We start from the raw sequence: 20,786 nt of genomic DNA on the forward strand, positions 1-20,786 counted from the left end.
TCAGGTGTAACGACCCCGACCCCGTCGAGATTCCGGCCCACGGGTGCCGCCCGTCACCACCCCGCCCCCGGCAGGCCCACATCGACCCCACCCCACGCCGCCCCCGCGCCGGGACAGACAAACCCCCCATACGGGCGGTCGCATGACGGGATGCCGGGCAGGTGGCGGTATCAGCGGGCCGGGATACCGCCACCTGCCCGACATGATCAACCCCACCCACCCCATGCCACGCCACCCCCGGCGGGACGGACAAACCGCCCACACGGGCGGTCGCATGACGGGATGTCAGGCAGGTGGGGGTATCAACGGGACGGGATACCGCCATGTCCCCGGCACGGAGTTGATCAGCCGGGCGGGACGCGCCGACCCGTCAGTGCTCAGGCCCGCCGCGCCAGGAGCCGCTGCGGTAGACCGTTCCCCGGTACTCCCCCGTGCCGCGTTCCGGCCCGGTCGGCAGGCCGCGATCGGCACCGGCAGACGGGCCGTGCCCAGCCGGACCGCCGGCGAACCCGACGAGGTCGCCGCCGCGCTCCTCGGCGGACGGACCGCCCACGGACGGACCACCGACAGACGAGTTCGCGGAAGCGGAAACGGACGTGGAGGCGGAGGCCACGGCGTCACGCCGTGCGGCGCGGGACCGGCGTACCCGGGTGACGACGAACCACGCGACCGCCAGCGCGGACACCGCGATGACCACGTTCTGGAACGTGCCGACGTAAGCCTCGACCACGTGCCAGTTCTCGCCGAGCAGGTAGCCCGCCAGGACGAAGACCGTGTTCCAGATGAGGCTGCCCAGCGTCGTGTAGAGCAGGAACGTCAGCACCGGCATCCGCTCGACGCCGGCCGGGATCGAGATGAGACTGCGGAACACCGGGATCATCCGGCCGAAGAACACCGCCTTGACGCCGTGCCGGAGGAACCACGCCTCCGTGCGGTCGACGTCCTCGAGCTTGACCAGCGGCAGCTTGGCGGCGATGGCCCGCATCCGGTCCCGGCCCAGCATCGCGCCGATCCAGTAGAGGGCCAGCGCGCCGACCACCGAGCCGAGGGTGGTCCAGCCGATCGCCCCGACCAGGCTCATCCGGCCCTGGCTGGCGACGAAGCCCGCCAGCGGCAGGATCACCTCGCTGGGGATCGGCGGGAAGAGGTTCTCCAGCGCGACCGCCAGCCCGGCGCCGGGGCCACCCAGCCTCTCGACCAGACCCGTGACGAATCCGACCGGCCCGTCGGAGCCGGGTTCGGGACCGGCGGCGACCGTGCGGGGGAAGGGCAGGAGCGGCTGCGTGCTGATCATCCGACAACGGTAGTGACCGTTCCCGCCGGCTGCCACGCCCCGCCGATCGGCCGGCGCAGCGCCGCCTCGTCCACGACGGCCCACAGTTGCGGCGGCCGGGGGCGACGGAGCAGCTCCTGGCGCTGCATGCGCAGGCTCACCCGGCGGTCGATCTCGTCCGCCCCGGCCCCCCGGTGGCCGAGCAGGACGACGGCCCGGGCGTACTCCGGGGTCTGGAGCAGGCCCGGCACGAACTGCACCTCGTAGCTGCGGATCAGCGCGGCGGCCGCCTCCAGGCCGAGGTACGACTGGAACCACGACGGGAGCACGTCGCCGTAGCGGTGCCACCAGCCGGGGCTGTTGGCGTCGCGGGCGAGCTTGAGCAGGGCCTCCCGCTCCGTGGCGTCGGTGACGCCGTAGAGGCTGAGCAGGTCCGCGACGTCGCGCTCCTTGAAGCCGACCCGGCCCAGCTCCATCCGGCTGATCTTCGACTCGGAGGACCGGATCTCCCAGCCGGCGCCCTCCCGGGTCACCCCGCTGGCCTCCCGCAGGCGGCGTAGCTGCGCGCCGAGCAGCATGCGCAGCACGGTCGGGCCGGTGGCCGGGCCACCCTCCGTGGGAACCATCGTCACGCGCCGACCTCCGCTTGCTGCCTTCGTCGCACCGGGCCCCACCCCGGCCGACGTGTAAGCATGCCATGGACCGACAGTGAGGTGAACCCGGCCCGACCGGCGTTTCGGTCCCGTTGACGGGACGCAGCCGAGGGGTGACCCAGGGTCAGCCGATGAGGTGGTCGAAGTCGCCGTCCCGGGCGCCGAGGACGAATGCCGCGATCTCGTCGATCGTGTAGATCAGCGCCGGACCATCGGGGTAGCGGGAGTTACGGACGGCGATTCCGGCGCCGCCGGGTAGCTCGGCAAGCTCGACGCAGTTGCCGCTGGGATTGCTCCGTCGACTCTTCAACCAGGTCAGCGGAGGGAGCTGTGCAGTGGGAACGCCGTTGCGGGGCTGCTGCATGGGGCATCTTTCTTGTCAAGAGCCTGCCGATGCCGCGGGGAGGAGCGGTGTGCTGGCGAGGGGCGGGGCTTACGACGGGATTTGCTGCACGTGCATCTGCTATTGCATCTGCACCGGACAGCGAGCATGATAGCCCAACGAGGGTGTACCCAGGTGTTCACTTTGGGTTACCTCACCTGGGGCTGTACCAGGGAAAACAGGAGCCCCCACGGGCACGGCGGCAGCGGTCGGGCGCGTGGGCAGACGCGGTGAGGAGGGTTCGTGCCGGATCCGTTGACCATCGCGTCCGGCATCTCGGCCGCCGGGGCCCTGGTCTCCGCCTGGCAACTGCGCCGCCGGGCCATGCTGGCCGAGGCGGAGATCGAACACCTCCAGGCGGAGCTGGCCGCCGAGCGGCACGCCGCCAGCCACGACCCGCTCACCGGGCTGCCCAACCGGCGGGCCTTCTTCCGGCTGGCCGCGACCCTGCTCACCGACACCGCCGGCCAGCCGCTGATCGCCATCGTGCTGGACCTCGACGACTTCAAGCAGGTCAACGACCGCTACGGGCACGCCGCCGGTGACCAGGTGCTGATCAGCGTGGCCGAACGGCTGGCCGCCTTCGCCGGGGACAACCTCGTGGCCCGCCTCGGCGGCGACGAGTTCGCGGGCCTGCTGGCCACCCCGACCGTCGACCGGCGCTGGATCGAGCACGCCTCCCGCCGGCTCTGCGAGTCGCTCGCCGCGCCGATCCCCCTCGGCGGCCTGAGCCTGCGGGTCACCGCCTCCGTCGGGCTCGCCCCCGTCACCTGCCCGACCCAGCTCACCGAGGCGCTCGACCGCGCCGACGCGGCGATGTACCGGGCGAAGAGCGTCGGCGCGTCCCGCTCCGCCCGCCAGCTCATCGACAGCGCGCGCCTCGCCGAGTGCTGACGCCCCGCCTGCGGCGGGGCCGCAGCGGGACGACGGCAGGGCTCAGCGCCAGCGGCGCGGCGACGCCGCACGGCGACGGCAGGGCTCAGCGCCAGCCGTAGCCGGCGCGCAGGGCCTGGCCGACCCGGTCGAAGCGCGCCCGGTCCAGCACCGCGCCCTCCCGGCGGATGCTGTCCTCCCGCATGGTGAGGACGCGGTCGAGCCGCACCCAGCTGGGCCGGTTGTCCCGGTCCCAGGTGCCCGGGCCCAACGCCAGCCAGTGCCGCTGGCCGTCCCGCTCGCTCTGGCTGGACAGCATCAGGCCGAACAGGGTGCGGCTGGAGCGCCCCACCACCAGCACCGGGCGGTCCTTGCCCCGCCGGGGGTCGTCCTCGTAGGGGACCCAGGTCCAGACGACCTCGCCCGGGTCGGCCTGCCCGTCGGGCTCGGGGGCGTAGCTGAGCTCCCGGCGCTGCAACGCCGTGACCTGCCGACGCCGCGCCACCTGGGCCGGGATCGGCCCGGGGGTACGCGTCGGCGCGGCCCCGCCGCGGGCCACCCGCCCCAGCCGGGACGCCACACTCCTCAACAGACCTGCCACGGCGGGCAGCCTAACCCGTCCCCCGGCCCGCCGCCCAGCCACGGCGGCCGGCGGACGCCGCGCGGCCGCCCGCCGCGCGAACGGGCCGGGGCGGGCACAGTGGGGGGATGACGACGAACCTCCACGCCCCGCTGGCCCGCTACGCCGCCCGGTTGCACGCCACGGCCGGCGACCGGCACCACGTCGCGTCCCCGCTGGGCGCGTGGCTGCTGCTCGCCCTCTGCGCATCGGCCGCCCCCGAGGGCGACGCCGCCGGACCGGACGGAAACGCCGGACTCGACGGGCACGCCGGACTCGACGGGCACGCCGGACTCGACGGGCACGCCGGGCTCGACGGGGACGCCGCCGCCCTCGCCGACGCCCTGGGCACCGCGCCGGCGCGGGCCGCCCGGATCGCCGCCGACCTGCTGGACGCGCCGCATCCCCTGGTGCCGTCGGCGACGGCCGTCTGGCACCGGCCCGGCGCCGGGAGCGCCGGGCTGGACGCCTGGCGGGCCGCCCTCCCCCGCGCCACCGGGACCGGCCCGCTGCCCGACCAGGCCGGCCTCGACGCGTGGGCCCGCGAGCACAGCCTCGGGCTGATCGAGCGGTTCCCGCTGGCCCTCGACCCCCGGGTGGCGCTCGCCCTGGCCTCGGCCGTGGCCACCCGGATCTCCTGGGCCGCCCCGTTCGACCTCGCCCCGGCCGGGGCGCTCGGCCCGGACAGCCCGTGGGCGGGGCGGCTGACCCGGGTGCTGCGCACCCCGGCGCACGGGCACCGCGCGTGGATCGCGGCGACGCCGGAGGCCGGGGACGTCGCCGTGCACGTGGCGACGGCGCAGCCGGCCGTGAACGGCGGGCACGAGGCGGGCGGCGCCGACACCGGCACGGACGGCAGCGGCGGGGCCGCCGGGGCGGGGCTGTCGGTGGTCTCGGTGGCCGCCGCGCCCGGGGTGGCCCCGGCCGACGTGCTCGCCGCCGCGTACCGGATCGCCGCCGACGTCGACGCCGACGAGCCCGCCGGCCGGCGGTCGCTGTTCGACCTGCCGCTGGGCGAGACGCCGCTGTGGACGCTGCGCGAGGAGGCCGTGCGCACGTTCGCCCCCGACCGCCGGGAGCAGCGGCACACGGCGGCGTTGCCCTGCTGGTCGGCCCGCGACGAGCACGAACTGACCGGGCTCGGGTTCACCGCGGCCGGCCGGGTCCTCGCACCGCTGGTCGGCGCGGGCGACGTGCGGGCCCGGCAGGCGGTCGCGGCCCGCTACGACCGGTACGGGTTCGCCGCGGCGGCCGTCACCGGGATGTTCGCGCGGGTCAGCCTGCCCCCGCTGGGGGTGGCCCGCGTCGCGGAGCTGCGCTTCGGCCACCCGTACGCGGTGGTGGCCGTCGCCACCGACCGGCGCGGCGGCGGCACCGGCCCGTGGCACGGCGTGCCCGTCTTCTCCGGCTGGGTCGCCGAGCCCGACGACGTCGCCGCCGCCGACCTGGCCGACCCGCCGGTGGCCTGAGCACACCGGGGCCTGCGGCGGTGGACCGCCGCAGGCCCCGGCCCCCGTGTCGTGGCGGCCACGCGGGCCGGCCCGGCAGCGGGTCAGGCCGCCACGGGCACCTTCTCCTCCTGCCGCCCGGCGGCCCGGGCGGCGAGCCGCCGCTCGCGCTCCTGCGCGCCGATCAGGTCGTCGGGCAGCGAGTCCGGCACCTCCAGGTCGAAGCGGCGCAGCAGCCGGATCGCGAAGCCGCCCAGCGTGACCAGCACCAGCGCCGCGCCGAAGCAGACGTACGCGAAGCCGATGCCCCGGCCCGGACCGGTGCCGATGACCGCGCCCACCGACCCGGCGAGCGACCCGCCCTCGGCGAGCATCGGCTCGAACAGGCCGCTGGCCGCCGGGGCGAGCAGCGCGAAGCCGATCGGCAGCGTCGACCAGGAGATCGTCTGGTTGAGGCTGAACACCCGGCCGTGGTAGCGCTGCGGCACCTTCACCTGCACGATCGTCGCGTAGATCGACTGGGCGGTGGTCATCGCCATGGCCAGCCAGAACGCCCCGACGCAGATCACCGCGACGGAGGCGTCCAGGCCGATCACGACGCAGCCGAGCGCGGTGCCGAGGTTGCCGAGCAGGACGCCGATCATCCGGCGGTGGCGCGGGCCGCCCCACAGCGACATGAGCACGCCGCCGGCCACCGCGCCGAGCGCCTCGGCCAGGGCCACCTGCGCCACCTGCGTGGCGGTGGCGAAGGAGAGCACCAGCGGGGTGGTCAGCACCAGCGCCGGGGCCAGGAAGATGTTGCCGATCGCGAAGTAGCCCAGCATGAGCCGGAAGCCCCGGTGCTGCCACGAGTAGCGCAGCCCGTTGGCGATGGCGACGAGCAGCCGCTCCCGGGGCCGCCAGCCGAGCAGGTCGGGGAAGCGGACCACGGCCAGGGTGGCCACCGCCACCACGTAGCTGGCCACGTCGATGAGCAGGATGCCCTTGAGCTCGATGGCGGCCAGCAGCCCGGCGGCGAAGACCGGCATCAGCAGCATCGCGAAGCCGTTGGTGAGCTGGGTGACGCCCATCGCGTGACCGAGGTAGCGCTTCGGCACGAGCTGCGGCACCGCCGACTGGAACGCGATGCGCTGGAACGACCCGGCGACCTGGCTGAGCGCCACCAGGGCGTAGATCATCCACAGCCGCAGGTTGTCCGTCCAGAGCAGGGCGGCCAGCACGAGCTGGATCGACCCGGCGGCGGAGCTGGCGATCATCATGATCCGGCGGCGGCTGACCCGGTCGGTGATCGCGCCCGCGATGGGCAGCATCAGCACGCCGCAGACCAGCGCCAGCGCCCACAGCAGGCCCAGGTTCGCCACCGAGCCGGTCTGGGTGAACAGCCAGATCGGCAGGGCGAACGCGGTCAGCGCCGAGCCTGTCGTGGAGACGAGCTGGCCGGCGGTGACCGCGACGAACCGGCCCATGCTCGGCTTGACCACGGCCCGCTCGGGGCTCCGGTCCGCGCCGACGCGCCGGTGGTCGGCGACGACCCAGCCGGCGTCCTCGCCCCGGGCCGCCGCCTCCAGGGCGGTCGTGTCGCCGGCGCGCACCGCCGGGTGCACCGAGGTGACGATCTCCGCCAGCTCGTCGGCCCGGTACTTGAGGAAGAAGTGCCCCGCCTGGTCGAGCACGACCAGCCCGACGGTGTCGGTGAGGAACTGCCACTCGGCGTACCGCTCGGCGAAGTAGTCGGTCACCGGGTCCTCGGAGCCGACCACCGAGACGATCGGGGCGCGCAGCTTCGCCGCATTGGCGTCGAGCAGTCCGGTGAAGTACTCCTCCGAGGCGCGGGAGTCGGCCCGCATGTTGCTGATGATCCGGTCGGCCTGCTCCGGGTCCAGCTCGTCGGTGTCGACGCCCATCGACTTGAGCCAGCTCGCGTAGTGCTTGTTGCTGCGCAGCCGTTCGAGGCGGTTGCGGGCGGCGGCGAAGAGGCCCTTCGGGCGGGCGAACGGGAACATCGCGCCGATGTAGAGCGCCTCCAGCTCCCGGCCGGCCGCCTCGACCTTGCGGGCCACCTCGGCGACGATGGCGCTGCCGACGCCGCAGTGGCCGTACAGGACGATCGGGCCGGAGATCCGCTCGACGATCTCGTCGGCGACCCGGCGGGTCAGCTCCTCGAACGGCAGGCCCTCCTCGCTGAGCCCCACGTCGTGCCCGGGGATCGCCAGCGAGTACAGGGCGTTGCCGGCGGGCAGGGCGTCGGCGAGGGGCTGGTAGACGATGGCGCTGCCGCCGCCGTAGGGGACGCAGACGTACGTGCGGAGCCGCTGACCGGCGGGGATGGGCTTGGTCAGCTCGTAGAGCAGCCGGCGCGGGCCGTCGTCGGCGGCGTCGCCGGCCATGAACGCGGCCAGCTCGCGGATGGTCCGCTGCTGGAACAGGTCCATCACGCCGACGGGCCGCCCGCCGTGCTCGGCCTTGCGGATCTTCGCGACGACCTGGGTGGCGAGCATCGAGTGCCCGCCCAGGTCGAAGAAGTCGTCGTCGATGCCGAGCGTGTCGACGCCCAGCACCTCCGACCAGATCCCGGCCAGCAGCCGCTCGGTGTCGTCGCGCGGCTCGACCAGCGCCACCGACGCCTCGCGGGTCACCACGGGCGCGGGCAGCGCGCGCCGGTCGAGCTTGCCGTTGGGGCTCAGCGGCAGCGCGTCGAGGGTGACGAACGCGGTCGGCACCATGTATTCGGGCAGCGTCTCCTTCAGCGCCGCCTTCAGCGCGGCGTGCTCGGCGTCGCCCACCAGGTACGCGGTGAGCCGCTTGTCGCCCGGGGCGTCCTCGCGGACGATGACGGCCGCCTCGGTGACGCCCGGCTGCTCCCGCAGGGCGCTCTCGATCTCGCCCAGCTCGATGCGCAGGCCGCGCAGCTTCACCTGGTGGTCGATGCGGCCGAGGAACTCGATCACCCCGCGCGGGGCGTCGCCGGCCGCCGCCCCGCCACCGGCCGCGTCACCGTCGCCGGCCGCTGCACCGCCGCCGGCCGGGGCGACGACCCAGCGGGCCAGGTCGCCGGTGCGGTACAGCCGGGCCCCCGGCTCGCCCGAGAACGGGTCGGGCACGAACCGCTCGGCGGTCAGCGCCGGCCGGCGGTGGTAGCCCCGGGCCAGGCCGACGCCGCCGATGTGCAGCTCCCCCGCGACGCCGACCGGGCACTCGCTGCCCGCCGCGTCGAGCACGTGCAGCCGCAGGTTGGCGATCGGCCCGCCGATCGGCACGCTCGACAGCCCGGCGAGCGCCGCCGGGTCGCAGCGCCAGGCGCTGACGTCGATGGCCGCCTCGGTGGGGCCGTACAGGTTGTGCAGCTCGCACCAAGGCAGCCGGGTGGTGAACTCCACCGCCGAGGCCAACGGCAGCTCCTCACCGGAGCAGATCACCCGGCGCAGGGCGGTGGCCGCCTCGATGCCGTCCTCGCCGAGGAAGACCGTCAGCATCGACGGCACGAAGTGGGCGGTGGTGATCCGCTCGGCCACCAGCAGGTCCCGCAGGTAGCCGGCGTCCTTGTGCCCGCCGGGCTTCGCCAGCACCAGCCGGGCGCCCTCCCGCAGCGGCCAGAAGAACTCCCACACCGACACGTCGAAGCTGGCCGGGGTCTTCTGCAGCACCGCGTCGTCGGCGGCGAGCCGGTAGGTCTCCTGCTTCCAGTGCAGCCGGTTGACGATGCCCCGGTGGGTGTTCGGCACGCCCTTGGGCCGGCCCGTGGAGCCGGAGGTGTAGATGACGTACGCGAGGTTGTCGGGCCCGGCCGTCGGCGCGGGGTCGGTGGCGGGCTGGTCGGCCCACGTCGCGGCGTCGTCGAGGGCGAGCACCGTCGCGCCGGTGTCGGGCAGCACGTCGCGCAGGTGCTCCTGCACCAGCACCACGGGCGCGGCCGCGTCGGTGACCATGAAGGACAGCCGGTCGGCCGGGTACTCCGGGTCCAGCGGCAGGTACGCGCCGCCGGCCTTGAGCACGCCGAGCAGCCCGGCGACCAGCTCCACCGACCGCTCGGCGCACACCCCGACCAGGGTCTCCGGGCCGACGCCGGCCGCGCGCAGCCGGTGGGCGACGCGGTTCGCGGCGGCGTTCAGCCCGGCGTACGTCACCGGGCGGCCCTCGAAGGTCAGCGCCACCGCGTCGGGCGTGGCGGCGGCCCGCACCTCGAACGGCCCGTGCAGGGTCTGCTCGTGCGGAAACCGGGCCGTGGTGTCGTTCCAGGCGGCCAGCAGGTCCCGCTCGGCGGGGTCGACCATCGGCAGGGCCGAGACCGGGGTGTCCGGCGCGGCGACGACCGCCCGCAGCAGGGTGGTCCACCGGCGGGCGATCCGCTCGACGGTGGCCCGGGTGAACAGGTCGGTGTTGAAGACGAGCTTGCCCCAGAGCCCCTCGGTGGTCTCCACCGCGTGCAGCTCGAAGTCGAACCGGGTGGCGCGCAACTCCATCGGCGTCCACTCGAAGCGCACCTCGGCGGCGTCGGAGACCCCGGTGAACCGGCCCATCTCGTAGTTCTGCAACACGAACATGGCCTGGAACACCGGGGACCGGCTCACGTCGCGGGGCAGGCCCAGCTCATGCACGACCTTGGCGAACGGCACCTCGGCGTGCTCGAAGCCGTCCAGCACGCCGCGCCGGGTGCGCTCCAGCAGCTCGGTGAACGTCGGGTCGCCGGCCAGCTCGGCGCGCAGCGGCAGCATGTTGATGAACATGCCGACGACGTTCTCCAGCTCGGGGGCGGACCGGCCGGCCACCGACGCGCCGACGGCGAAGTCGTCCTGCCCGGCGTGCCGGGACAGCAGCACCTGGTAGGCGGCGAGCAGCGTCATGAACAGCGTCGCGCCGGACGACCGGGTGAGCGCGTTGAGCCGCTCGGTCTCGGCCGGGTCGAGCTGGAACTCGACGAAGTCGCCCCGGTAGGTCTGGGTGGCCGGGCGCGGCGCGTCCAGCGGCAGCTCCAGCGGGGTGATCCCGGCCAGCCGGGACTTCCACCAGTCCAGGTGCCCCCGGGCCGCCGGGCCGTCCAGCTCCCGCGCCTCCCACACGGCGAAGTCGCCGTACTGCACGGGCAGGGCGGGGGGCTCACCGCCGTGGTAGAGGGTGATCAGGTCGCGCAGCAGCACGTCCACCGACCAGCCGTCGCCGACGATGTGGTGCTTGCTCAGGAACAGCACGTGGTCATCGGGGGCGAGGCGGATCAGCAGGGCGCGCAGCAGCGGCCCGCCGGCCAGGTCGAACGGCTCCGCCGACGCGGCCTCCACCAGCGCCTGCGCGGCGTCGGCGTCGGCCGCCTCCGTCACCGTCAGCGGCGCCTCGACGGACTCCTCGACCACCACCGTGGGGCGGCCGTCGGCATCGGCGGGGAACCGGGTGCGCAGCGACTCGTGCCGGGCGGTCAGGGCGGCCAGCGCGCCGCGCAGGGCCGCGACGTCGAGCGGCCCGCGCACCCGCAGCGGCACCGCGATGTGGTACGCCGCCTCGCCCGGGGCGATCTGGTCCATGAACCAGACCCGCTCCTGGGCGTACGACAGCGGCACCTGCGCGCCGGGGGGCCGGGGGGTGATCCGGGCGGCGGGGGCGGTGGTCCGCTTGCGCAGGCGCTTGGCGATCAGCGCCTGCCGGGCCGCCTCCCGGGCCGGATCCTTCAGGTCGGTCATGGGGTGGGTCCCTCTTCCGTCGCCAGCAGCTCGGCGACCTCGGCGTCGGAGAGCTCGTCGAGTTCCGCGGCGATCAGCTTCTCGATCTGGGCGGCCAGGTCGGCCACCACCGGGCTGCCGAACAGCGCCCGCATGGGCAGGTCCACGTCCACCTCGGCCCGGATGCGGGCCATCGCCCGCATGCCGCGCAGCGAGTTGCCGCCGAGGGCGAAGAAGTCGTCGGCAGCGCCGACCTTCTCCACACCGAGGATGTCGGCGTACACCTCGGCCACCAGCGCCTCGGCGTCGGTGCGCGGGGCGACGTACGCGTCCTCGACCGCCGCCGGGGCGGCCGGGGCGGGCAGCGCGGCCCGGTCCAGCTTGCCGTTGGGGGTCAGCGGCAGCGCGTCGAGCGTGACGAACGCGGCCGGCACGAGGTGCGCGGGCAGCTCCCGGGCCAGGTCGGCCGCGAGCGTCGCCGGGTCGGCGTCGCCGACGAGATAGCCGACCAGCGTCGGCTCGCCGGAGTCGACGCGCACGGCCGCCGCCGCCGCGCGCACGCCGGGCCGGGCCAGCAGCGCCGACTCGATCTCGCCCAGCTCGATGCGCATGCCGCGCACCTTCACCTGGTCGTCGCGGCGGCCCAGGTACTCCAGCGTCCCGTCGGCCCGCCAGCGGGCCAGGTCGCCGGTGCGGTACATGCGCTGCCCCGGCGGCCCGTACGGGCAGGGCAGGAACCGCTCGGCGGTCAGGCCGGGGCGGCGCAGGTAGCCGCGGGCGAGCTGGTCGCCGGCCACGTACAGCTCGCCGGCCACGCCCGGGGGCACCGGGTGCAGCGCGGCGTCGAGCAGCAGCGCCCGGGTGTTCCAGGTGGGCGTGCCGATCGGCACCGGCCCGGCGGCCAGCTCCTGCCCGGGTGCGATGCGGGCGGCGACGCAGCCGACGGTGGCCTCGGTCGGGCCGTACTCGTTGGTGACGGCCACGCCCGGGTGGGCGGCCCGCCAGGCGGCGAGCTGTTCGCCGGTGAGCGCCTCACCGCCGACGACCAGGTCCGCCGTCGGGGACAGGGCGTCGTCGAGCAGCGGCAGGTGGCTCGGGGTGACCTTCAGGAACGCCGGCTTCCCACCCGCGCGGGCGGCCGGCTCGTCGATGGCGGCGAGCCGGACGGTGCCGCCGGCGGTGAGCGGGCCGAGCAGCCCGGTGACGGTCAGGTCGAACGACACCGGCGAGTGCAGCAGCGCCGTGCCGCCCAGCCCCGGGTAGGCGTCCCGGGCCCAGGCCAGGTAGGCCGCCGCCGCCCGGTGCTCCACCACGACGCCCTTGGGACGGCCGGTGGAGCCGGAGGTGTAGAGCACGTACGCGGGGTGTCCGGGGCGCAGCGGGGCGACCCGGTCGGCGTCGGTCAGGTCGGCCGCGTCGAGGCCGGCGGCGGTGCCCGGGTCGAGCACCAGCGGGTCGCCGGGCACCAGGGCCGCCGTGTCGGCGGTGGCCAGCACCAGCGCCGGCTCGGCGTCGTCGAGCAGGTAGGCGATCCGGGCCGCCGGGTAGCCGGTGTCGACCGGCACGTACGCGGCCCCGGACTTGAGCACCGCGAGGACGGCCACCAGCAGGTCCGCCGAGCGGGGCAGGGCCAGCGCGACCCGGGTCTCCGGGCCGGCCCCACGTGCCACCAGCAGCCGGGCCAGCCGGTTCGCGGCGGCGTTCAGCTCGGCGTACGTCAGCGCGACGCCGTCGCAGACCAGGGCGGTGGCGTGCGGGGTGGCGGCGGCCTGCCGCTGCACCGCGTCGACGACGGTGCCGGCCGGCCGGGCGTGGCCGGTGGCGTTCCCGGCGTCGAGGACCAGCCGCCGCTCGGCGTCGTCGAGCAGGGGCAGCTCGCTGACCCGCCGCCCGGGGTCGGCGACGGCGGCGGCGAGCAGCCGCACGTAGCGGGCGACGACCGCCTCGGCGGTGGCCCGGTCGAACAGGTCGGTGCGGTAGACCAGCCGGCTCTCCCCCGCGGTGACGTCGAAGGCCAGGTCGTCCTTCGTGGTGCCCAGCGGCACCGGGTCCAGGCCGGAGTCGGGGATGAAGTTCAGCGCGGTCTGGAAGATCGGCTGCACGGACGGGTCCCGCTGCGGGGCCACCGCCTCGACGATCTTCTGGAACGGGGTCTGCCCGTGCTCCATCGCGTCGAGCAGGCCGCCCTTCACCCGACCGAGCAGCTCGGCGACGGTGGGGTCGCCGGTCAGGTCGCAGCGCAGCGCCACCGGGTTGACGAACATGCCGATCAGCGGGGCCACCTCGGCGCTGTCCCGGCCGGCGGTGGAGACGCCGACGACCACGGTGTCGTCGCCGGAGATCCGCGACAGCAGCGCGGCGAACCCGGTCAGCAGCACCATGTACGGGGTGGCCGCCGACGCGGTGGCGAGCGCGCCGACGGCGTCGAGCAGCCCGGCGGGCAGGTCGAAGCGGACCTCGTCGCCGGCGAAGCCGAGCTGGGCCGGGCGGGGCCGGTCCAGCGGCAGGCCGGTCACGGCGGGCGCGCCGGCCAGGTGCGCCCGCCAGAAGTCGAGCTGCCGGTCCAGCTCCGGGCCGGCGAGCTGGTCGCGCTGCCAGGCGGCGAAGTCGGCGTACTGGATGGGCAGCTCGGGCACGGCGGCGGGCGCGCCGGTCAGCGCGGCCGTGGTGAACGCGGACAGCTCGGTGGTGAACAGCACCGCCGAGTGGGCGTCGAAGACGGCGTGGTGCACCACGAACTGCACCGACCAGGCCTCGTTGACCTTGACCAGCCGGGCCCGCCACAGCGGCGGGACGTCCAGCGGGATCGGGGTGCGGGCCAGCTCCTCGCGGATCGCGTGGTAGCGGGCGAGCCGCTCGGCCTCGGGCAGGCCCGACAGGTCCTCGGCCGGCAGGCGGACCGGCTCGTGCTCGCGGACCACCTGCACCAGCGTCCCGTCGTCGGAGCGCAGGTGGGTGCGCAGCGCCTCGTGCCGGGCGACCACCTGGTTGAACACCTCGCTCACGGCGTCGGCGTCCAGCTCGGGCGGGAACGGCCACGGGTTGGACACGTTGTAGACCGGCGAGCCGGGGTCGAGCTGGTTGGCCAGCCACACCCGCTCCTGGGCGAAGGAGGCGGGGAAGGTCCACTCCCGCGTCATGAGGCTGCCTCGCGTACGGAGCGGGGGCGCATGTCGGTCCAGACGGTGTCGATGTGGGCGAGGCACTCCTCGCGCGTGCCGGCGAAGCCGGTGTCGTGCCAGCCCGCGGGGAGCTCCCGGTCGGCCGACCAGATCGAGTACTGCTCCTCGTCGTTGCGCACGACCAGGAATCGGGTTTCGGCCATCAGTTGTCTCCAGTGCTCTCGGGGGTGTGCGGCTCGGCCATCGCGACGGCGATCTTGCGGGGGCCGGTGAACGGCTCCCGGGCGTGCGCGGCCGTCATGTTGTCGACCACCAGCACGTCGTCGCGCTGGTAGTCGAAGCGGACGCTGGCGGCCCGGTACGCGGCCCGCAGGTGGTCCAGCACGTCGGCGGGGATCTCGCCGCCGTCGCCGTAGTAGGTGTTCGACGGCAGCCCGTCGGGGCCGAACATCGCCAGCAGCCCCTCCTGGTATTCCTGCGGCAGGGTGCTCAGGTGGAAGAACGTGGCGTGGTTGAACCAGCGCGGGGTGTCCGAGCCGGGCCGGTAGTGCACCGGCTCGCGCACGGCGCGGGTGCGCAGCCCGTCCGCGCCCACCCACTCCAGGCTGATCCGGTTCGCCGCCGCGTACGCCTCGACCTCGGCGCGGTCGTCGGTGTTGAACACGTCCTGCCAGCGGGTGCCGAAGTCGGCGTGGAAGTTGCGCACCAGCATCCAGCGGCGGCGCACGAACTCCTCCCGCACGGCCGGGTCGATCAGCTCGTAGACCCGGCGCACGTCCGCCAGGGGCGTCGCGCCGAGCGTGTCCGGCGGGGTGACGCACCAGAAGAACAGGGTCAGCGGCCAGCGCGCCTGGTACGAGTTCTCGTTGTGCAGGAAGATCTCCTCGTCCGGCGGGTAGTCGGTCGAGGTGTAGACCCGGCCCTTGATGGCGTGCCGGGGCGAGGACCGCTCGGTGTAGACCAGCGGCTCACCGGCCAGCGCCCGCACCACCGCGTCGAAGCCGTCGACGCCGCCCACGTCGAACCCGCGGAACAGCAGCCCGCCGTGGTCGACGAGGGCGGCCCGCAGCTCGGCGCGGCGCGCGCCGATCAGGTCGGTCAGTGCCCGGCCGTCGCTTTCGACGACCACCGGCAGCGTGGCGATCGTGTCGCTCATTGCTCTGTACTCCCTTGCTTGCGTCAAGCCACGACTCCTGGTGCTTCCTTGGTGCTCACGCGCGGGACCGCTTCCCTGGTGCTCACGCGCGGGGCAACCGCGGGATGCTCGGGGCCGGAGCCGGGGCCGGGGGCTCGTCGGCGGCGGACGCCTCGGTGCGCAGCTCCTCGATGCGGGCGGCGAGCCCGGCAACGGTGGGCGTCTCGAAGAGGCTGCGCATCGGCAGCCGCACCCCGGTCGCCTTGCGCATCGACGCGATGAGCTGCACCGCGACGAGGGAGTTGCCGCCGAGGGCGAAGAAGTCGTCGTCCACGCCGACGACCGGCACGCCGAGGCCGTCGCGCCACACCTGGGCGATGGCGGCCTCCAGCTCGGTGCGCGGCGCGGCCGACGCGCCGGCCTCCACGGTGGCGGCCGACACCGCCGGGTCGGCCTCCGACTCCAGGCTCCCGGTGGTGACCCGGGCGGCGCGGGCCCGGATGTCGGCCACCGACCGGGTGGTGATCACCACCTGGGCGCCGAGGCCGGCGGTGAGGCTGCGGCGGAACGCCTCCGCGCCGTCGACCGGGCGGATGTCCTCGCTGGGCGCACCCGCCGACGCGTCGCCGGCGGTGGCGGCCGGGCCGTCGGCGGCGAGCCCGCCGGTGACCGCCGACGCGTCCACCCGGCGCAGCACGAAGTCGCTGATCGAGACCAGCTCCCGCCCGTCCGGGTCGGTGAGGGTCAGGTCGGCGGAGACGACCTCGTCGGTGCCGCCGTCGCGGTGGCGCAGGTGGCTGTGGAACCGCCCGGGCAGCGGCGCGCGCACCACGATCCGCCCGTACGACAGCGGCAGGTAGGTGCCGGAACCCTGGCCCCGGCCGAACGCGGTGGCCACGTCGAGCAGCGCCGGGTGCAGGCCCCACGCGCCGAGGTCGGCGGCGGCCTCGGCGGGCGCCTCCACCAGCGCCAGCTCCTCGCCGTCGGCGAGGTGGTGCGCGGCCAGCGACCGCCAGCGCGGCCCGAAGGCGAGCATGCTGGTGCGGCCCCGGCCGAACGACGCGTCGTCGTCGACCCGGCGGGACCGGGCGGCCACCGCCGCCACGTCGACCGCCGGGGCGGGCTCGGTGGTCCAGCCGGCCGCGCCGCGCACGTGGGTGCGCAGCACCCCGGCGGCGAGGCTCTGCACCACGAACTCCGTGGCCCCGTCCTCGGCGGCGGTGAGCGCCACCCGGTACTGGGCGGTCGTGCCGTCGGGCACCGAGAACGGCTCCAGGAACACCACGTCGCGCAGCTCCACCGCCGCGTCGGGGCCGGGGGCCGCGACGGCGGCGGCCACGGCGGCGCGCACCGACTCCAGGTGGGCGGTGCCCGGCACCACCGGCACCCCGCCGATGCGGTGCTCGTCGAGCAGCCAGTGGGTCGCGGCGGAGACCAGCCCGTGCAGCACCGTGCCCTCCGGGCCGGTCACCCGCGTGGTGAGCACCGGGTGGTCGACCGTGGCGGTGACGGCGTCCCGGGCCACCGCCCGGAACCCGGCCGGCGCGGTGCTCTCCGCCGCCATGCCGACCTCGGCCCAGCCGCCCCAGTTCTGCGCCACCACCGGCGCGGCCCAGCCGGCACCGGCGCGGGCGTGCGCGTCGAGGAAGTTGTTGGCCGCGCAGTAGTCGACCTGGCCGAAGCCGCCGATCACGGCGGTGATCGAGGAGCAGAGCACCACGAAGTCCAGCGGCAGGTCGCCGAAGACCTGGGCCAGGGCGAGGGTGCCGGCGAGCTTCGGGGCGAACACCCGGTCGGCCTCGGCGCGGTCCTTCACCTCGGCCATGCCGCCGCCGGGCAGGCCGGCGGCGTGCACGATCCCGTCGATGCCGCCGAACTCGGCCTCGGCGGCGGCCCGGACCCGGCGCAGGTCGGCCGGGTCGGTGACGTCGGCGGCGAGGACCAGCACCGACGCGCCGCCGGCCTCCATCCGGCGGATCGCGGCGATGGCCCGGCCCGCGCGGTCGTCCGCGCCGTGCACGGCGAGGTGATCGTCCCACCGCTCGCGCGGCGGCAGGCCCGAGCGGGCCAGCAGCACCAGCTTCGCCTTCGCGCGGGCGGCGAAGTCCTCGGCGAGGGTGATGCCGATGCCGCCGAGGCCGCCGGTGATGACGTAGCGGCCGCCGTCGCGCAGCGCGCCCGGCTCGGCCTCGGCGTCGACCGTCACCTGCTCGTAGCCGGTGACCCAGCGGCGGGACCCGCGCAGGGCCACCTCCGGGTGCGCCGGGTCGACCGGGCGGCGCAGCTCGGCCACCAGGGCGTCCGCGCCGGGCGCGGCGGGGTCGGCGTCGAGCAGCCGCACCGTCAGGCCGGGCAGCTCGACCGGCAGCACCCGGGCCAGGCCGGCGAGGGTGGCGTGCTCGGGGCGGGTCAGGTCCGCGCCGGTCACGTCGCCGATGCCGGCGGTCACCAGGTCCAGGGCCAGCGGGCGCTCGTCGCCGGTGCGGCCGGCCCCGGCGAGGGCCTGCACCAGGTGCAGGGCGCTGAAGAAGCCCCGGTCCTGGGCGGCGAGGGTGGCGGCGATGTCGGTGCCGGTGGGCTCGCCGTCGAGGGCGAGCGCGTGCACCAGCCGCGCCGGCAGGTCGTCGCCGAGGGCGGCGACCAGCGCGTCGAAGTCCTCCCGCGCGGCGGGGCGCACCGTGAAGCCGCGCGCCCCCGCACCGGCCGCGTCGGGGACGGCGGCGAACGCGTCGCCGGGGCGTACCACGACGGGGTCGGCGCCGGCGGCGCGCAGGCCGGCGACGAGCGCCGCGCCGCGCGGGCCGTCGGCCAGCACCAGGCACCGGCCGAGCGGCGCGGTGGCCGGCGCGGGCGCGGCCTGCCGCCACACCGGCACGGCGAACCACTCCGGCAGCGGCCGGGGGCCCGTCTCGGCCGGCGCGGCGGCGACCGCCTCCACCGGGTCCGGGTCGACCCAGTAGCGGCGGCGCTCGAACGGGTACGTCGGCAGCGGCACCCGCCGGGCCGCCGGGTCGGAGCCGGCGCGCACGGGCAGGCCGGCGCACCACAGCGCCCCGGCGGTGGCCAGCAGCGTCGCCAGGTCGCCGGTCGGCTCCCCCGGGCCCGGGAGGCTGCCCAGCGGCACCAGGGCCCGCTGCTGCGCCGAGCCCTTGGCGACCTGCATCCGGGCCAGGTTGGCCAGCTGCCGGCCGGGGCCGCACTCCACCAGCGCCCAGGTGCCCTCGGCCAGCAGGGCGGCCACCGCGTCGCCGAAGCGCACCGGCTGGCGCAGGTGCGCCGCCCAGTACGCCGGGTCGGTGGCCTGCGCGTCGGTGATCCAGGTGCCGGAGACGTTCGACACGAACGGGACGCGGGGCGCGCGCAGCGCCACGGTGGCCATCAGCGCGGTGAACTCGGCGAGGATCGGCTCCATCATCGGCGAGTGGAACGCGTGGGAGGTGCGCAGCGCCTTGCTCTTGACCTTGCGGGTGGCCTTCAGCATCTCGGCGAACGCGGTCACCGCGTCGGCCTCGCCGGCCACCACGCAGGTGCCCGGCCCGTTGACCGTGGCGATCGACACGCCCTCGGGCAGCAGCCCGGCGACCACCGACTCGTCCAGCGGCACGGCCAGCATCGACCCGGCCGGCAGGGACTGCATGAGCCGGCCCCGGGCGGCCACCACCGTCAGCGCGTCGGGCAGGTCGAGCACCCCGGCGACGGTCGCGGCGACGTACTCGCCGATGGAGTGCCCGACCATCGCCGCCGGCCGCACGCCGAGGCGCTGCCAGGTGACGGCCAGGGCGTACTCCACGACGAACAGGGCGGGCTGGGTGTAGCGGGTCTGCGCCAGCAGCCCGGCCGCCTCCGGGTGCCGGCCGAGGATCAGCTCCCGCAGGTCGAGGCCCAGCTCGGCGCGGAGCAGCTCGGCGCACTCGTCGACCACGGCCGCGTAGCCGGGCTCCTCGGCGTAGAGCTGCGCGCCCATGCCGGCGAACTGGGCGCCCTGGCCGGAGAAGAGGAAACCCACCTTCGGGGCGGGCCCGTCGGTCACCCCGCGCGTCGCGCGCCGGGGGTTGCGCAGCGCGGCGACCGCGTCGGGCAGGTCGGTGGCGGCCACGGCGAGGCGGTGGGCGTACTGCTGGCGGCCCACCCGCAGGGTGTGCGCGACGTCGGCGAGGTGCGCGGCCCCGCCGTCGGGGTTGCCGGCGAGGTGCTCGGCGAGCCGGTCCACGGCGGCGTCGAGGGCGGTGGCGGTCTTCGCCGAGACGTGCAGCAGCTGCGCCGGGCGCACCCGCCGGTCGCCCGGCTGCGCCGGCGGCGCCTCCTGGAGCACCACGTGGGCGTTGGTGCCGCCGATGCCGAAGGAGCTGACCCCGGCGCGGCGCGGCGCGCCGTCGGTGTCCCACTTGGTGAGGGTGTTCGCCACGTAGAACGGGGTGTCGGCGAACTCGATCGCCGGGTTGGGGGTCTCGTAGTTGATCGTCGGCGGGATCAGCCCGTGCTCCATCGCCAGCACCGTCTTGATCACGCTGACGATGCCGGAGGGCTGGCTGAGGTGGCCGATGTTGGACTTGACCGAGCCGATGCCGCACCAGCCCCGGTCGTCGGTGTCCTTCGTGTAGACGGCCGACAGGGCGGCCACCTCGATCGGGTCGCCCATCGCGGTGCCGGTGCCGTGCGCCTCGACGTAGCTGATGGTGCGCGGGTCGATCCCGGCCATCCCGACGGCCTGGGCGACGGCCTCCATCTGCCCGTCCACGCTGGGCGCGGTGAAGCCGACCTTGCCGGCCCCGTCGTTGTTGATGGCGTTGCCGAGCACCACGGCCCGGATGTGGTCGCCGTCGGCGATCGCGTCGGAGAGCCGCTTGAGCAGCGTCACCCCCACGCCGCTGCCCCACACGGTGCCGTTCGCGGCGGCGTCGAACGGCCGGCACCGCCCGTCGGGGGAGGTGAAGCCGTCCATGCCGAGGTAGCCGGCCTGCGGCAGCTCGATGTTGACGCCGCCGGCCAGGGCCATGTCGCACTCGCCGTTGCGCAGCGCCTCGCACGCCAGGTGGAACGCGACAAGCGACGTGGAGCAGGCGGTGTGCACGGTCAGGCTCGGCCCCCGCAGGTCCAGCCGGTACGACACGTTCGTCGCCACGTAGTTCGGCGAGTTGCTGGTGGCGATGGAGACGGCGCTGTGCGGATTGCCGCCGACGCGCTTGTTGCGCAGCACGTTGCGGTTGAGGTACGACGCCGCGCCGGTGCCCGCGTACACGCCGACGGCACCGTCGTAGCGGGCCGGGTCGTAGCCGGCGTCCTGGAGCGCCGTGTAGCAGGTCTCCAGGAACAGCCGGTGCTGCGGGTCGGTGACCTCGGCCTCCCGGGCGGTCATCCCGAACAGGCCGGCGTCGAACTCGTCGTAGCCGTCGACGAGCGGGGCGCGGCTGACCCAGCCCGGGTCGTCGACCTCCTCGGGGGGCACGCCCCGGGCGATCTGCTCCTCGCGGGTCAGCTCGGTCACCGACTCCACGCCGTCGACCAGGTTGCGCCAGAACTCGTGCACGTCGGCCGCGCCGGGCAGCCGGGCGGCCAGCCCGACGATCGCGATCGGCTCGATGCCGTCGTCGGCGGGGTGATCGGTGTCGATCGCGTTGTCCATCAGGTCGTCC

At 75.5% G+C, this 20,786-nt stretch carries 10 protein-coding genes and 1 pseudogene; 2 read left to right on the forward strand and 9 right to left on the reverse strand.

What is annotated here, in order from left to right; genetic code table 11:
- Window positions 1–370: 370 nt before the first annotated feature.
- The 3 genes and pseudogenes from O7628_RS30810 to O7628_RS30820 form a co-directional block, all read right to left on the reverse strand.
- Complete coding sequence (locus tag O7628_RS30810; protein ID WP_278127503.1) at window positions 371–1,294, reverse strand: DedA family protein; 924 nt, start codon at window positions 1,292–1,294, stop codon at window positions 371–373.
- Between the two features lie 38 nt (window positions 1,295–1,332).
- Window positions 1,333–1,905, reverse strand: a pseudogene (locus O7628_RS30815) (helix-turn-helix transcriptional regulator); the annotation flags it as partial.
- 145 nt (window positions 1,906–2,050) lie between these two features.
- Window positions 2,051–2,290 (reverse strand): DUF397 domain-containing protein, encoded by a 240-nt coding sequence (locus tag O7628_RS30820; protein WP_074473229.1) that lies wholly within the window; start codon window positions 2,288–2,290, stop codon window positions 2,051–2,053.
- Window positions 2,291–2,551: 261 nt separating this feature from the next.
- Here O7628_RS30820 and O7628_RS30825 point away from each other — a divergent pair, with 261 nt between their 5' ends.
- Window positions 2,552–3,202: a GGDEF domain-containing protein gene (locus tag O7628_RS30825; RefSeq protein WP_074473228.1), complete on the forward strand. Its 651-nt coding sequence runs from the start codon at window positions 2,552–2,554 to the stop codon at window positions 3,200–3,202.
- An 85-nt stretch (window positions 3,203–3,287) separates the two neighbouring features.
- Here O7628_RS30825 and O7628_RS30830 read toward each other — a convergent pair whose 3' ends face one another.
- Window positions 3,288–3,782, reverse strand: a complete 495-nt coding sequence (locus tag O7628_RS30830) for a type II toxin-antitoxin system PemK/MazF family toxin (protein ID WP_278127506.1) — start codon at window positions 3,780–3,782, stop codon at window positions 3,288–3,290.
- Between the two features lie 107 nt (window positions 3,783–3,889).
- Here O7628_RS30830 and O7628_RS30835 point away from each other — a divergent pair, with 107 nt between their 5' ends.
- A complete protein-coding gene (locus O7628_RS30835) occupies window positions 3,890–5,269 on the forward strand; it encodes a hypothetical protein (RefSeq protein WP_278127507.1) in 1,380 nt (459 codons plus the stop codon).
- Between the two features lie 83 nt (window positions 5,270–5,352).
- Here O7628_RS30835 and O7628_RS30840 read toward each other — a convergent pair whose 3' ends face one another.
- From O7628_RS30840 to O7628_RS30860, 5 genes are all read right to left on the reverse strand, one after another.
- The gene (locus O7628_RS30840; RefSeq protein ID WP_278135865.1) at window positions 5,353–10,917 is read right to left on the reverse strand and encodes a non-ribosomal peptide synthetase/MFS transporter; all 5,565 of its coding nucleotides are present in this window, start codon (window positions 10,915–10,917) and stop codon (window positions 5,353–5,355) included.
- Window positions 10,914–14,036 (reverse strand): amino acid adenylation domain-containing protein, encoded by a 3,123-nt coding sequence (locus O7628_RS30845; protein ID WP_278135866.1) that lies wholly within the window; start codon window positions 14,034–14,036, stop codon window positions 10,914–10,916. Before O7628_RS30845 ends, O7628_RS30840 begins: the two co-directional genes overlap by 4 nt.
- A complete protein-coding gene (locus tag O7628_RS30850) occupies window positions 14,033–14,221 on the reverse strand; it encodes an MbtH family protein (RefSeq protein ID WP_074473223.1) in 189 nt (62 codons plus the stop codon). Before O7628_RS30850 ends, O7628_RS30845 begins: the two co-directional genes overlap by 4 nt.
- Window positions 14,221–15,174 (reverse strand): TauD/TfdA family dioxygenase, encoded by a 954-nt coding sequence (locus O7628_RS30855; RefSeq protein ID WP_043968606.1) that lies wholly within the window; start codon window positions 15,172–15,174, stop codon window positions 14,221–14,223. Before O7628_RS30855 ends, O7628_RS30850 begins: the two co-directional genes overlap by 1 nt.
- Before the next feature lie 82 nt (window positions 15,175–15,256).
- Window positions 15,257–20,776, reverse strand: a complete 5,520-nt coding sequence (locus O7628_RS30860) for a type I polyketide synthase (RefSeq protein ID WP_278135867.1) — start codon at window positions 20,774–20,776, stop codon at window positions 15,257–15,259.
- Between the last annotated feature and the right edge of the window lie 10 nt (window positions 20,777–20,786).

The organism is Micromonospora sp. WMMD956 (genome assembly GCF_029626125.1).
Classification (GTDB): Bacteria; Actinomycetota; Actinomycetes; order Mycobacteriales; family Micromonosporaceae; genus Micromonospora; species Micromonospora carbonacea.

Excerpts from the sequence above, each read along its gene's own strand:
- O7628_RS30810 (WP_278127503.1), bottom strand. The coding sequence starts at position 1,294 with ATGATCAGCACGCAGCCGCTCCTGCCCTTCCCCCGCACGGTCGCCGCC.
- O7628_RS30820 (WP_074473229.1), bottom strand. The coding sequence starts at position 2,290 with ATGCAGCAGCCCCGCAACGGCGTTCCCACTGCACAGCTCCCTCCGCTG.
- O7628_RS30835 (WP_278127507.1), top strand. The coding sequence starts at position 3,890 with ATGACGACGAACCTCCACGCCCCGCTGGCCCGCTACGCCGCCCGGTTG.
- O7628_RS30840 (WP_278135865.1), bottom strand. The coding sequence starts at position 10,917 with ATGACCGACCTGAAGGATCCGGCCCGGGAGGCGGCCCGGCAGGCGCTG.
- O7628_RS30845 (WP_278135866.1), bottom strand. The coding sequence starts at position 14,036 with ATGACGCGGGAGTGGACCTTCCCCGCCTCCTTCGCCCAGGAGCGGGTG.
- O7628_RS30850 (WP_074473223.1), bottom strand. The coding sequence starts at position 14,221 with ATGGCCGAAACCCGATTCCTGGTCGTGCGCAACGACGAGGAGCAGTAC.
- O7628_RS30855 (WP_043968606.1), bottom strand. The coding sequence starts at position 15,174 with ATGAGCGACACGATCGCCACGCTGCCGGTGGTCGTCGAAAGCGACGGC.
- O7628_RS30860 (WP_278135867.1), bottom strand. The coding sequence starts at position 20,776 with ATGGACAACGCGATCGACACCGATCACCCCGCCGACGACGGCATCGAG.